The sequence below is a fragment of the Caballeronia sp. dw_276 genome (genome assembly GCF_018449635.1).
Classification (GTDB): Bacteria; Pseudomonadota; Gammaproteobacteria; order Burkholderiales; family Burkholderiaceae; genus Caballeronia.
This window is the reverse complement of record NZ_JAAVUV010000001.1, coordinates 223,752-236,554: the sequence shown is the minus strand read 5'-3', so window position 1 is coordinate 236,554 and position 12,803 is coordinate 223,752. Positions and strand designations below refer to the sequence as shown.

The following is a 12,803-nucleotide window of genomic DNA, read 5'->3' as shown; positions in this document are numbered from 1 at the left end:
TGTCAGAAGGCTCCGAAGAGTTTAAGCGCAACGACGATTGTCAGCAGAGTCGACACCGTCAGCACGACGATGGACGTCTGCTTGCCGCCTTCCTTGCTCACTGCGCGGTGTGTATCGAGGAGGAGGAAACGGATGCCGGCACAAAAGTGGAACAGGAAGGACCACGACAGCACGAGCACCACGATCTTGACGAGAGGATTGGCGAGAAAGCCCTTGAATGCGTCGAAACTGATTTCCGATGTCAGGCTTTGGTCCAGCAGATAAAGCAGAAACGGCAGCGCTACGAATAGAAGCAGACCACTGATGCGGTGAAGAATCGAAACCTTCCCCGCTAGCGGCAGGCGGTAGGTTGCGAGCTGAGCAAGTCCGATATTCCGGTACTCAGGCCTTGGTTTTTTTACAGCTTCAGCCATGCTAGACCCCAACTTTGTTATCACACTAGTCCGCGATTTTAGCGCCTTTTCATATCGCGCTGCAGCGAAATGCCTCACAAGAAGCTATTGCTAATCGCGTGAGAAAGGCTTTTATGTCGACCCTGCGGGTTCGTCATCCAGCCGTCCACGTTCTGTTTCAACTCAAATCGTTTTGATAGTAATAACCGTCCGTGACATACCAGCCGCGCCGGACTTCTACTGGCCGGTCGCCGTAGGTATAGGACACTCGCTCGACAGACAAGAGCGGCGCGCCCTCGCTTACTCCCAGCAATTGCGCGACCGCAACGTCGGCGCCAACCGCTCTTATTTTTTCCGATGCCCGGATCATTCGCGTACCGAACTCCGTTTCGAACATCGCATAAAGCGGGCCTTTGTAATCTGCGAGCCGCTCCGCCGTAAGCCCTCGAAAAACCGCGCCGGGAAGCCAGATCTCGTCGAAGACCGTGGTTTCGCCATCGAATTGCAGCAGGCGCTTGATACAAACCACCGGATCGGAAGGCTTCAGATCCAGCTGACGAGCAATTTCAGCGGGTGCGCGCAAGCGGCGGCACTCCAGCAAACGGCTGACGTGGGGATGGACATCGCCGTCTTCAGGCAGCAACCGCAGAAAGCGGAACTGTACGCGATCTTCGTTGTGCGTCGCAACAAACGTGCCTTTTCCCTGACGTCTCACGAGGAGATTGTCGGCCGCCAGCTCGTCGATGGCCTTGCGTACCGTGCCCTGGCTCACCTTGTAGCGGGCGGCAAGCTCGACCTCGCTGGGGATGATTTCGCCGGGCTTCCATTCGCCTGTTTCGAGCCCTTGTGTGATCAGGGCCTTGATCTGCTGATACAGCGGGCTGAACGTCGGCGACGAAACCGGCGCGGCTTCAGCCGCACCGGGCGTGCCGGAAGGGTTCGTCGTGCTCGCTGGGTTCGAATTCATCCGCGCATTTCATCATAAAGCCCCAAGCCGCGTCCAGCGGTTTCCCGGACATTCATATGTCTTATATAAGACATATGATATGGTTGACTTTGACTCATTCGAATCCTACACTCCTTGGCGAGCAAGGGTTTGCGGGGTGACGCGCGCGTCGTCCGGCATGTCAGGTGCGTCGGTTGGCGAAGCGCTTTTTTGCGGTAGTTTGCGCCGGAGCCGCTCCAACACGCCTTCGCTCATCGCTTCAAGCCGAACTGCTTTCGTGTTCGCTTGGCCGCTGCCAGTGCCCCGCTCTTGCAACGCCCGCGCGCAACACGAAAACGCGGCGCACAAAGCGTTGGGCGACACTGATGAAGCCGATCCCAGTGCAAACTCCCGCTCGCAGGACCCGATTTCCAGCAAATGGGCCGGGCTGCGACTGCCGGCATGCTACCGGACGGTCAGTGACAATCTCGCTTCAGGCGCGTGGTTATTGGCTTTTCAGGGTTGCCCGCGCAGTTCGGATCACTTGCTTCATCAACGCTTCGCGTAACGCGCCTAAAATGGCGTTTTCCCTAGCGTTTCACGCACCGTTCAGGAGTGTTCTCAATGGCTAAGTCCGCAAAGCGCGTTGCCGTCACTGGCGCCGCAGGTCAAATCGGTTACTCGCTGCTGTTTCGCATCGCCAATGGCGATCTGCTTGGCAAGGACCAGCCGGTCATCCTTCAGTTGCTCGACCTGCCGCAGGCGCAAGGCGCCGTCAAGGGCGTAGTCATGGAACTGGAAGACTGCGCGTTTCCGCTGCTCGCCGGCGTGGTTGTCACCGACGACCCGAAGGTCGCGTTCAAGGACGCAGACGTGGCGTTGCTGGTCGGCGCGCGTCCCCGTTCGAAGGGCATGGAGCGCAAGGACCTGTTGTCCGCGAACGCTGAAATTTTCACGGTGCAAGGCAAGGCGCTCAACGACGTGGCAAGCCGCGACGTCAAGGTGCTGGTTGTCGGCAACCCGGCGAACACGAACGCGTATATCGCGATGAAGTCGGCTCCGGACCTGCCGAAGAAGAACTTCACGGCAATGCTGCGTCTGGATCACAACCGCGCGCTGTCGCAACTGGCATCGAAGTCGGGCAAGCCGGTCGCTGCCATCGAAAAGCTGGCGGTGTGGGGCAATCACTCGCCGACCATGTACCCGGATTTCCGTTTCGCAACGGTCGAAGGCGAGTCGCTGACCAAGCTGATCAACGACGACGAATGGAACCGCAACACGTTCATCCCCACGGTCGGCAAGCGCGGCGCGGCGATCATCGAAGCACGTGGTTTGTCGTCGGCGGCATCGGCTGCCAATGCGGCAATCGACCACGTTCGTGACTGGGTGCTCGGCACGAACGGCAAGTGGGTCACCATGGGCATTCCGTCCGACGGTTCGTACGAAATCCCGGAAGACATCATCTATGGTGTGCCGGTAACGTGCGAAAACGGCGAATACAAGCGTGTGGAAGGCCTGGAAATCGACGCGTTCTCGCGTGAGAAGATGACCGGCACGCTGAACGAATTGCTGGAAGAGCGCGACGGCGTTGCACATTTGCTGGGCAAGTAAGCAGCTTGATGTAATCGCGCGGGCGCCTTTGTACACGGGCGCTCGCGGCTGATTCGAGTACATTTGATCAGGCCTGATTCGCGTCGAATGTATTCGAATCCGCAGTTCCCATCCTCCTAAAAGCAAACCCGACGCCGACGATGCGCGCTCTCACCCCCGCCGAAGTGCTGTTTGAAGGCGACGTGCCCCCCGCTGTGATGCCGCCTTGCGATCACTACGCCGGAAGCGAAAAGCTGATCCGAAAATCGCTCGCGTTGCAGGCGCAACTTAGCCCGGTGTTCGATATCACGCTCGATTGCGAAGACGGCGCGCAAGTCGGCCAGGAAGCGACCCACGCGGAGATGGTGGCATCGTTTCTAGGTAGCGAAGATGACCGCTTCGGCCGCGTTGGCGTCCGAATTCACGACTTCGAGAACCGCGCATGGCGGGACGACGTGCGCATCATCCTGCGCGCCGCCAAAAAAGCGCCCGCCTATATCACGCTCCCCAAGATTCGCAGCGTCTTCGATGCCGCCGAGATGGTCGCGTTTATCGAAGCATCGCGATGCGAGTTCGGGATCGAGAATCCGATCCCGTGCCAGTTGTTGATCGAAACGCATGGCGCGCTGGCTGAGGTTTTCGACCTTGCCGCCCTGCCCGGCGTGGAAGCGCTGAGCTTTGGATTGATGGATTTTGTATCGGCGCATAACGGCGCGATCCCCGATACCGCCATGCGCTCGCCCGGCCAGTTCGACCACCCGCTCGTGCGCCGCGCGAAACTGGAGATCGCGGCCGCTTGCCATGCGCACGGCAAAGTGGCGTCGCATAACGTTTGTACTGAAGTGCGCGACATGAGCGTGGTTGCGAACGACGCCCAGCGCGCCCGCAACGAGTTCGGCTACACGCGCATGTGGAGCATTCATCCGGATCAGATCAGGCCGATCGTGGATGCCTTTCTGCCGCGCGGTGATGAAATCGCCGTGGCTACCGAAATTCTTCTCGCCGCGCAGAACGCGCAGTGGGGACCGACGCGGTATCAGGACACGCTGCACGATCGCGCGAGTTATCGGTATTACTGGTCAGTGCTGCGGCGCGCGAAGGCGTCGGCGCAGGCCATCCCCGAAAGCGCGGAGACGCTTTTTTCACAAGACAAAGTAGCTTGACCTACCTATCAGGAGACCAGGTCGAATGAGCGATACCTTGACGAAAGAAGCACCCGCAACGGGCGGGTTCAAGCCGAAGAAATCTGTCGCGCTGTCCGGCGTGACGGCGGGTAACACCGCGTTGTGTACCGTCGGCAAGACGGGCAACGATTTGCATTATCGTGGCTATGACATTCTCGATATCGCAGGTACGTCCGAGTTCGAGGAGATCGCGTACCTGCTCGTGCACGGCAAGCTGCCCAATGCGGCTGAATTGAAATCGTATAAAACGAAGCTCAAGGCTCTGCGCGGCTTGCCCGCGAACCTGAAAGCGGCGCTCGAATGGATTCCCGCGTCCGCGCATCCGATGGACGTCATGCGCACCGGCGTCTCCGTGCTCGGCACCTTGTTGCCCGAGAAGGACGATCACAACATCGCGGGCGCGAAGGATATCGCCGACCGTTTAATGGCATCGCTTGGATCGATTCTGCTGTACTGGTACCACTATTCGCATAACGGCCGGCGCATCGAGACCGAGACCGACGATGATTCCATCGGTGGGCATTTCCTGCATTTGCTGCATGGTGTGGAGCCGTCGAAGTCGTGGGTCGATGCGATGCATGCATCCTTGATTCTTTATGCAGAGCACGAGTTCAACGCATCCACTTTCACGTGCCGCGTGATCGCCGGCACGGGATCGGACATGTATTCGGCGATCACCGGTGGCATCGGCGCGTTGCGTGGTCCGAAGCACGGCGGCGCGAATGAAGTTGCGTTCGAGATCCAAAGCCGCTATCAAACGCCCGACGAAGCGGAAGCCGATATCCGTCGTCGCGTGGAAGCGAAGGAAGTCGTGATCGGCTTCGGTCATCCGGTGTACACGATCTCCGATCCGCGCAACAAGGTGATCAAGGACATCGCGAAGAAGCTGTCGAAGGAAGCAGGCGACACGAAAATGTTCGACATCGCCGAGCGCCTCGAAACAACCATGTGGGACGCGAAGAAGATGTTCCCGAACCTGGACTGGTTCAGCGCCGTTTCGTATCACGCGATGGGCGTGCCGACCGCCATGTTCACACCGCTTTTCGTGATCTCGCGTACGTCGGGATGGAGCGCGCACATCATCGAACAACGCATCGATAACAAGATCATTCGGCCGAGCGCAAATTACACCGGGCCCGAAAATCTGAAGTTTGAGTCTCTAAATAAGCGAAAATAGCGCGCTGCGTGTGCCGGATGGTCCAACCGGCGTGCGCGCTTTCGCAAAACGGGCCAATGCGGCGCACCATTTCACATCGAAATATCGTGCCGATAAAGACCCGGGTTGAACACTTAAACGATATCTAGAAAGGCTGTCATCGATGAACAAACTCCTGATCGCTGCCGTAGTCGGCGCCCTGTCCATGTCGGGCATGCTCGCCACCACGAGCGCGCTGGCCGCGGACGCATCCACCGCACCTGCAAAAACCACGGCAAAGAAAGCAGTAGCAAAACGCCCGGCGCCGGCGCGCCGCCTGATCAAGCGCAAACCCGCCACCGAAGCCAAATTGGCAGCAAAGGTCGATCCGGTACCGGATGGCTCGACCAAATGGTCGTGTAACGAAGGCCTCGCTTTCTACCTGAAAGGCGACATGAAGCGTGACCAGATCGTCACGGTCAACTGGGCGAAGAAGGATTACCAACTGCCGCGTCAAGCAACCACCACGGGCGCTGACCGCTTCCATGATTCCGCCACGGGCCTCGACCTGGTCGTGATCCCGACGAAGGCAATGCTGTTCTCCGACAAGGACGAAGCGCGTCTCGCCGACGAATGCAAGACAGCTGAAATGGCGGCAACGGGCGCTCCGGCACCGACGCAGGCAAACGAGCTGATCAAGAACGTCAAGTAAGTAATCAACTGGGATTTTCGATGTCCGCACCGATTTCAAACGTCCGGCCCGAGCCGGATCGCGTACTGGTCGACATAGTCGACTACGTTCTCAACTATCAGATCGACAGCGAACTTGCGCTCGATACCGCGCGCAATTGCCTGATCGATACCCTCGGTTGCGGACTCGAAGCCCTTACCTATCCCGCTTGCACCAAGCTGATGGGACCCATCGTGCCGGGCACGATCGTCCCCAACGGCGCCAAGGTTCCGGGTACATCGTTCCAGCTCGACCCGGTTCAGGCCGCGTTCAACATCGGCGCGATGATCCGTTGGCTCGACTTCAACGACACGTGGCTCGCCGCTGAATGGGGTCATCCGTCGGACAATCTCGGCGGGATTCTGGCAACCGCCGACTGGTTGTCGCGCAACGCCGTCGCCACCGGCAAAAAACCGCTGACGATGAAAGACGTCCTGATCGGCATGATCAAGGCGCACGAAATTCAAGGCTGTATCGCGCTGGAAAACTCGTTCAACAAGGTCGGGCTCGATCACGTGTTGCTGGTGAAGCTGGCATCGACGGCGGTGGTTGGGCAGTTGATCGGCCTCACGCGCGATGAACTGATCAACGCGGTTTCGCTGGCTTTCGTCGATGGTCATTCGCTGCGCACGTATCGCCATGCGCCGAATACGGGTTCGCGCAAATCGTGGGCCGCCGGCGATGCGACCTCGCGCGCCGTGCGTCTCGCGTTGATCGCGAAGACGGGCGAGATGGGTTATCCGTCGGTTCTGACCGCTAAAACGTGGGGCTTCTACGATGTCCTCTTCAAGGGCAACGCGTTCAAGTTCCAGCGTCCGTACGGTTCGTACGTAATGGAGAACGTGCTCTTCAAGATCTCGTTCCCGGCTGAATTCCACTCGCAAACGGCGGTGGAAGCAGCGATGACTTTGAACGCAAAGCTCGCCGAAACCGGCAAGAAAATCGAAGACATCAAGAAGATCACGATCCGCACGCACGAAGCGGCGATTCGGATCATCGATAAAAAGGGTCCACTCGATACCCCCGCCGATCGCGATCACTGCATCCAGTACATGGTCGCCGTGCCGCTGATTTACGGTCGATTGACGGCATCCGATTATGAAGATTCGATCGCGAAAGATCCGCGCATCGATACGTTGCGCGCGAAGATCGAATGCGTGGAGGACCCGCAATTCACGAAGGATTATTTCGATCCCGAGAAACGTTCGATCGCCAATGCGCTGAGCGTCGAATTCAACGATGGCAGCACGTTCGACGAGCTGGTCGTCGAATACCCGATCGGACACAAGCGCCGCCGCGAAGACGGCATCCCTCTGTTGGTCGAGAAGTTCAGGACCAATCTCGCACGGCGTTTCCCGGCGAAACAGCAAGAGGCGATCATTGCGGCATCGCTGGATCAGGCAACGCTCGAAGCAATGCCGGTTAATGAATATGTTGATTTGTACGTGATTTAGTCAGCATCCGTGACACGTTCTTTAGATTGAAAGTACTGAAGGTGTTTCCTCGTTTAAACCCAGGAAAAAAAACATGGCCCACAATCTCCATAAAACGCTCAAGGAATTCGACAGTGGTTCCGGCAAAGGCAAGTACTACTCGTTGCCCGCGCTTGGAAAGGCGCTGAACATCAAGATCGAACGTCTGCCGGTATCGATTCGTATCGTGCTGGAATCGGTGCTGCGCAATTACGACGGCAAGAAGATCGGCGAAGAACACATCAAGCAACTGGCGAACTGGAAGCCGGTCGCGGATCGTACCGATGAAATCCCGTTCGTGGTCTCGCGCGTCGTGCTGCAAGACTTCACGGGCGTGCCGCTGCTCGCCGATATCGCCGCAATGCGTGGCGTGGCGCAACGCGCAGGCAAGGACCCGAAGGCGATCGAGCCGCTCGTGCCCGTCGATCTGGTGGTCGATCACTCGGTGCAGATCGATTACTTCCGTCAAAAAGACGCGCTCGATCTGAACATGAAACTGGAATTCCAGCGCAATAACGAGCGCTACCAGTTCATGAAGTGGGGCATGCAAGCTTTCGATACGTTCAAGGTCGTGCCCCCGGGCGTCGGCATTGTTCACCAGGTGAACCTGGAATATCTGGCGCGCGGCGTGCACAAGAAGACGCTGGAAGGCGACACCGTGTATTACCCGGATACGCTCGTCGGCACGGACAGCCACACGACCATGATCAATGGTATTGGCGTGGTGGGCTGGGGCGTGGGCGGTATTGAAGCTGAAGCCGGCATGCTCGGGCAGCCGGTGTACTTCCTGACGCCGGACGTGGTTGGCGTAGAACTGAAGGGCAAGATTCGCGAAGGCGTGACGGCAACGGACCTCGTGCTGACCGTCACCGAAATGCTGCGTAAAGAGAAGGTCGTCGGCAAGTTCGTCGAGTTCTTTGGCGAAGGCACGGCTTCGCTGTCGCTGCCGGACCGCGCGACGATCGGCAACATGGCGCCGGAATACGGCGCAACCATGGGCTTTTTCCCCGTCGACGAAAAGACCATCGACTACTTCAAGGGAACGGGCCGCACCGACGCTGAAATCGCTGCGTTCGAATCGTATTTCAAGGCGCAGAACCTGTTCGGCGTGCCGAAGGCCGGCGAGATCGACTATACGAAGACGCTGACGCTCGACCTCGGCACGGTTGCACCGTCGCTGGCGGGTCCGAAGCGTCCGCAAGACCGTATCGAAATCACGAACGTGAAGTCGAACTTCACCGACCTGTTCTCGAAGGCTGTAAGCGACAACGGTTTCGGCAAGAAGGCTGCGGACCTGAACACGCAATACACGACCACGAACAACGTCAACGTGAAGAACGGCGACATCTTGATCGCAGCAATCACGTCGTGCACGAACACGTCGAACCCGAGCGTTTTGCTGGCTGCCGGTTTGCTGGCGAAGAAGGCCGTTGAAGCCGGTTTGACCGTCGCGCCGCACATCAAGACTTCGCTGGCTCCGGGATCGCGCATCGTCACGGAATACCTGACGAAGACGAACTTGCTGACGTATCTCGACCAGCTCGGTTTCACGCTGGCCGCTTACGGTTGCACGACTTGTATTGGTAACGCGGGTGACCTGACGCCGGAACTGAACGACGCGATCACGAAGAACGATATCGTCGCGGCCGCCGTGCTGTCCGGTAACCGTAACTTCGAAGCGCGTATTCACCCGAACATCCGCGCGAACTTCCTGGCATCGCCGCCGCTGGTCGTGGCTTACGCCATCGCCGGGAACATGACGGTCGACCTGATGACGGAACCGGTCGGCAAGGGCAAGAACGGCAAGGACATTTTCCTCGGCGACATCTGGCCGACGAGCGAAGAAGTCAACGCGCTGCTCAAGTACGCACTCGACGCCGATGCGTTCCGCAAGAACTACGCGGAACTCACGAAGACCGGCGACCTGTGGAGCAAGATCGAAGGCGAAGCGGGTCAGGTCTATGACTGGCCGAAGTCGACGTACATTGCCGAGCCGCCGTTCTTCGGCAAGGACTTTTCGATGACCCCGGCCGACAGCATTCCGGCCGTCAAGGGCGCGCGTCCGCTGGGCATTTTCGGTGACTCGGTCACGACCGACCACATCAGCCCGGCTGGTTCGATCAAGGAAAGCTCGCCGGCAGGCGTGTGGCTGAAGGCGAACGGCGTGCAGAAAGCCGACTTCAACAGCTACGGCTCGCGTCGCGGCAACCACGACGTCATGATGCGCGGCACCTTCGCCAACGTGCGGATCAAGAACCTGATGATCCCGCTGAAGGCCGACGGTTCGCGCGTGGAAGGCGGCCTGACGATATTCCAGCCGAGCGGCGAAGAACTGTCGATCTATGATGCAGCGATGAAGTACATCGATGCAGGCACGCCGACCATCGTGTTCGCGGGTGAAGAGTACGGCACGGGTTCGTCGCGCGACTGGGCCGCGAAGGGCACGCAACTGCTGGGTGTGAAGCTGGTGGTGGCACGCAGCTTTGAGCGGATTCATCGTTCAAACCTGGTTGGCATGGGCGTGTTGCCGCTGCAATTCAAGGGCTCGGACAGCGTCCAGTCGCTGAACATCACCGGCGAAGAAACGTTTGACCTGGAAGGCCTTTCGTCCGACATCAAGCCGCAGCAGGAAGTGACGCTCGTGATCCATCGCAAGGATGGCAGCGAGCAGCGCGTGACGGTGCTGCTGCGTATCGATACGCCGATTGAAGTCGACTACTACAAGCACGGCGGGATTCTGCCGTTCGTGTTGCGCTCGTTGTTGGCTGCTTGAGGTTTAGTTTTTGCAGGTGACCGCGCCCTTTGAGATCAGGGCGCGGGAACATTGGACCCGGCTTTGGCCGGGTTTTTTTTGGGGTACGTGTCGTTTCCCCAGACGAAAAACTGGGTCAACCAACAAAAAAGCACCGATAACGGTGCTTTTGGAATTGCGTTTGCTGATGCGCCGCTAGTAGTGATGGCGGCAGGCCATTATGTAGATCACATCTTCCTGAACTATATAAACCAGACGATCGTCTTTTGTAATACGTCGAGACCAGAATCCTGACAAGTCACCCTTGAGCGGTTCCGGCTTGCCTGTTCCCTTGAATGGGTCGCGAGAAATCTCCTCGATCAACCCATTGATTTCGACGAGAATGCGCCTGTCATGCTCTTGCCAGTAAAGGTAGTCCTCCCACGCGTGCTTGCTCCATCCAACCTTGCACTTATTTACCGCCGCGGCCTTGTTTTTGGCCTTTTTCTGCTGCGTCATCTTTCAGTAAGTCCTTGATCAAGGTCTTACCAGCTTTAAATTCGGCGATGGATTCCCGCAGCCGCTCCGCATTCTTTGGCGAACCCAACAGATGCAGTGTTTCCTGCATGCTGTTGTAGTCATCCAGCGAAATCATAACGACGTGCTCCCCGCGCTGCCTTGTGATGACAGTCGGTTCATGATCTTTGCAGACCTCGTCCAGCGCCTGCTTGAAGCTGGCCCGGGCCTCGCTAAAAGTCAGGATATTCATAAAGTTTGCCTTGTCTGCCCCTAGATGTTGTTTTTATAGGCACAATTTTGTTGAGTCCAGCCGCCCTGCGATCGCTATCAGTCAACTCCACTTAATAAGCGACCGCACAGTCGTCATTGTACTACATTCGGTACAATGATTAAAGTGACAAACCTGGAAAAACCTTAGAACCGCAACTGAAATCCCAACGCGTAAAAAAACGCGACGCAGCTAAAAGCCACGTCGCGTTTTCACGTAAAGCTAACAGCTTTTCGACTTAGCGCGCCTCGCTCACGAACTTAGTGACCAGATACGCTTCCATCGCTTCGCTGCCGCCTTCCGAGCCGTAGCCCGATTCCTTCACGCCGCCAAACGGCGTTTCCGGAATGCCAAGCCCGTGATGATTGATCGACACCATGCCGCTTTCAATGTCCTCGCCCACCGCCGCCGATGTCGCGCTCGAACGCGTATAAGCGTAAGCCGCAAGACCAAATGGCAAGCGATTCGCTTCGGTGATGGCTTCGTCGTAGGACTTGAACGTCGAGATTGGCGCGATTGGGCCGAACGGCTCTTCCGTCATGATGCGAGCCGAGAGCGGCACATTGGCAAGAACCGTCGGCGCGAAGAAGAACCCTTCGCGTCCGATGCGCTCGCCGCCCGTCAGTACCTTGGCGCCGTGCTCGACGGCATCGGCGACGAGACGTTCCATGGCTTGCAGACGGCGGCCGTTAGCCAGCGCGCCCATTTGCACGCCTTCTTCCAGCCCGTTGCCGACCTTCAGTTTCTTGGTCGCCGCAACGAAATGCTCGGTGAACTCGTCATAAGCCGATTCCTCGACGATAAACCGCGTCGGCGAGATGCAAACCTGACCGGCATTGCGGAACTTGGCGCCGGCCAAAAGCTTGGCGGCGCGCGGAATGTCGGCATCGGCAAAAACGAGTGCCGGTGCGTGGCCGCCGAGTTCCATCGTGGCGCGCTTCATGTGCTCGCCGGCCATCGCGGCCAGCAGTTTGCCAACAGGGGTCGATCCCGTGAACGAGATCTTGCGGATCAGCGGGTGCGCGATCAGGAACTTCGAAACGTCGGCAGGAACGCCGAACACGAGGTTCAGCACGCCGGCGGGAAGGCCTGCATCGACGTAAGCCTGAACCAGCGCCGCGCAGCTCGCAGGCGTTTCTTCCGGTCCCTTCAGCACGACCGAACAGCCCGCAGCGAGCGCCGCTGAAACCTTGCGGACCGCCTGGTTGATCGGGAAATTCCACGGCGTGAACGCGGCGACCGGGCCGACCGGCTCGCGCGTCACGATCTGGCGCACGTTCTCGGCGCGTGCGGGGATCACGCGGCCGTACGTTCGGCGCGCTTCCTCGGCGAACCAGTCGATGGTATCCGCCGCACCCAACACCTCGATGCGCGCTTCGACCAGCGGTTTGCCCTGCTCCATCGTCATGATGGCGGCGACTTCTTCGGCGCGATCGCGAAGATTTTGCGCGGCACGGCGCATCAGTTTGCTGCGTTCGAACGCCGATACCTTGCGCCACGCCTTGAAACCGCGGCCCGCGGCTTCGGCCGCTTCCGCGAGTTGCTGCTCGCCGGCCAGCGCCAGACGGCCGATTTCCGCTTCCGTTGCCGGATTGACGACAGCCGTGTCGCGTGCGCCTGCGCGCCATGCGCCATCGATATACAACTGCGTGCTCGGATATTGGGTGTTTTGGCTCATGCGTGGCTCCTGATTTAGTGTGATCGATGAAACGGGTAACCATGCGCGCCAGCTTCAAAAGCTGCGCGATTTACCGAACTACTAATGGTAACGCGACCAGCGCGATGTTGCAGGCGGGCGGTTTTATCGATGTATGGATGCTTACAAGGGAAAGTGCGCGCGGTCGGCCATAATTCAAG

General features: G+C 58.5%; 11 protein-coding genes. 6 read left to right on the top strand and 5 right to left on the bottom strand.

Going from position 1 to position 12,803, the window contains the following annotated elements; translation table 11 throughout:
• Positions 1-2 precede the first annotated feature (2 nt).
• A complete protein-coding gene (sdhC, locus tag HB633_RS01020) occupies positions 3-413 on the bottom strand; it encodes a succinate dehydrogenase, cytochrome b556 subunit (protein WP_056362828.1) in 411 nt (136 codons plus the stop codon).
• 157 nt (positions 414-570) lie between these two features.
• Positions 571-1,359 (bottom strand): GntR family transcriptional regulator, encoded by a 789-nt coding sequence (locus tag HB633_RS01015; RefSeq protein WP_213776219.1) that lies wholly within the window; start codon positions 1,357-1,359, stop codon positions 571-573.
• 582 nt (positions 1,360-1,941) lie between these two features.
• On the opposite strand from HB633_RS01015, the gene HB633_RS01010 reads away from it, so the two are divergent.
• The 6 genes from HB633_RS01010 to acnA all read left to right on the top strand — a co-directional run bounded on the left by HB633_RS01010 (position 1,942) and on the right by acnA (position 10,201).
• A complete protein-coding gene (locus HB633_RS01010; RefSeq protein ID WP_056362837.1) occupies positions 1,942-2,928 on the top strand; it encodes a malate dehydrogenase in 987 nt (328 codons plus the stop codon).
• Positions 2,929-3,068: 140 nt separating this feature from the next.
• On the top strand, positions 3,069-4,070 hold the full coding sequence (locus HB633_RS01005) for an aldolase/citrate lyase family protein (protein WP_213776218.1): 1,002 nt from the start codon (positions 3,069-3,071) through the stop codon (positions 4,068-4,070).
• Positions 4,071-4,095: 25 nt separating this feature from the next.
• Positions 4,096-5,268 (top strand): 2-methylcitrate synthase, encoded by a 1,173-nt coding sequence (prpC, locus tag HB633_RS01000; RefSeq protein WP_213776217.1) that lies wholly within the window; start codon positions 4,096-4,098, stop codon positions 5,266-5,268.
• A 142-nt stretch (positions 5,269-5,410) separates the two neighbouring features.
• The gene (locus tag HB633_RS00995; RefSeq protein ID WP_213776216.1) at positions 5,411-5,938 is read left to right on the top strand and encodes a hypothetical protein; all 528 of its coding nucleotides are present in this window, start codon (positions 5,411-5,413) and stop codon (positions 5,936-5,938) included.
• 20 nt (positions 5,939-5,958) lie between these two features.
• Positions 5,959-7,410 (top strand): bifunctional 2-methylcitrate dehydratase/aconitate hydratase, encoded by a 1,452-nt coding sequence (locus HB633_RS00990; protein ID WP_213776215.1) that lies wholly within the window; start codon positions 5,959-5,961, stop codon positions 7,408-7,410.
• A gap of 73 nt (positions 7,411-7,483) precedes the next feature.
• The gene (gene acnA / locus HB633_RS00985; RefSeq protein ID WP_213776214.1) at positions 7,484-10,201 is read left to right on the top strand and encodes an aconitate hydratase AcnA; all 2,718 of its coding nucleotides are present in this window, start codon (positions 7,484-7,486) and stop codon (positions 10,199-10,201) included.
• A gap of 174 nt (positions 10,202-10,375) precedes the next feature.
• Here the strand turns inward: acnA and HB633_RS00980 are convergent, their stop codons facing one another.
• From HB633_RS00980 to HB633_RS00970, 3 genes are all read right to left on the bottom strand, one after another.
• Complete coding sequence (locus HB633_RS00980) at positions 10,376-10,678, bottom strand: Txe/YoeB family addiction module toxin (RefSeq protein WP_213776213.1); 303 nt, start codon at positions 10,676-10,678, stop codon at positions 10,376-10,378.
• Positions 10,632-10,928, bottom strand: coding sequence for a type II toxin-antitoxin system prevent-host-death family antitoxin (locus HB633_RS00975; RefSeq protein WP_062172045.1), 297 nt, complete (start codon positions 10,926-10,928; stop codon positions 10,632-10,634). The genes HB633_RS00980 and HB633_RS00975 overlap by 47 nt, the downstream gene beginning before the upstream one ends.
• Positions 10,929-11,184: 256 nt before the next feature.
• The gene (locus HB633_RS00970; protein ID WP_213776212.1) at positions 11,185-12,624 is read right to left on the bottom strand and encodes an NAD-dependent succinate-semialdehyde dehydrogenase; all 1,440 of its coding nucleotides are present in this window, start codon (positions 12,622-12,624) and stop codon (positions 11,185-11,187) included.
• Between the last annotated feature and the right edge of the window lie 179 nt (positions 12,625-12,803).

Bases quoted from the DNA above. Each gene is read 5' to 3' on its own strand.
- sdhC (WP_056362828.1), bottom strand. From the start codon at position 413: ATGGCTGAAGCTGTAAAAAAACCAAGGCCTGAGTACCGGAATATCGGA.
- HB633_RS01015 (WP_213776219.1), bottom strand. From the start codon at position 1,359: ATGAATTCGAACCCAGCGAGCACGACGAACCCTTCCGGCACGCCCGGT.
- HB633_RS01010 (WP_056362837.1), top strand. From the start codon at position 1,942: ATGGCTAAGTCCGCAAAGCGCGTTGCCGTCACTGGCGCCGCAGGTCAA.
- HB633_RS01005 (WP_213776218.1), top strand. From the start codon at position 3,069: ATGCGCGCTCTCACCCCCGCCGAAGTGCTGTTTGAAGGCGACGTGCCC.
- prpC (WP_213776217.1), top strand. From the start codon at position 4,096: ATGAGCGATACCTTGACGAAAGAAGCACCCGCAACGGGCGGGTTCAAG.
- HB633_RS00995 (WP_213776216.1), top strand. From the start codon at position 5,411: ATGAACAAACTCCTGATCGCTGCCGTAGTCGGCGCCCTGTCCATGTCG.
- HB633_RS00990 (WP_213776215.1), top strand. From the start codon at position 5,959: ATGTCCGCACCGATTTCAAACGTCCGGCCCGAGCCGGATCGCGTACTG.
- acnA (WP_213776214.1), top strand. From the start codon at position 7,484: ATGGCCCACAATCTCCATAAAACGCTCAAGGAATTCGACAGTGGTTCC.
- HB633_RS00980 (WP_213776213.1), bottom strand. From the start codon at position 10,678: ATGACGCAGCAGAAAAAGGCCAAAAACAAGGCCGCGGCGGTAAATAAG.
- HB633_RS00975 (WP_062172045.1), bottom strand. From the start codon at position 10,928: ATGAATATCCTGACTTTTAGCGAGGCCCGGGCCAGCTTCAAGCAGGCG.
- HB633_RS00970 (WP_213776212.1), bottom strand. From the start codon at position 12,624: ATGAGCCAAAACACCCAATATCCGAGCACGCAGTTGTATATCGATGGC.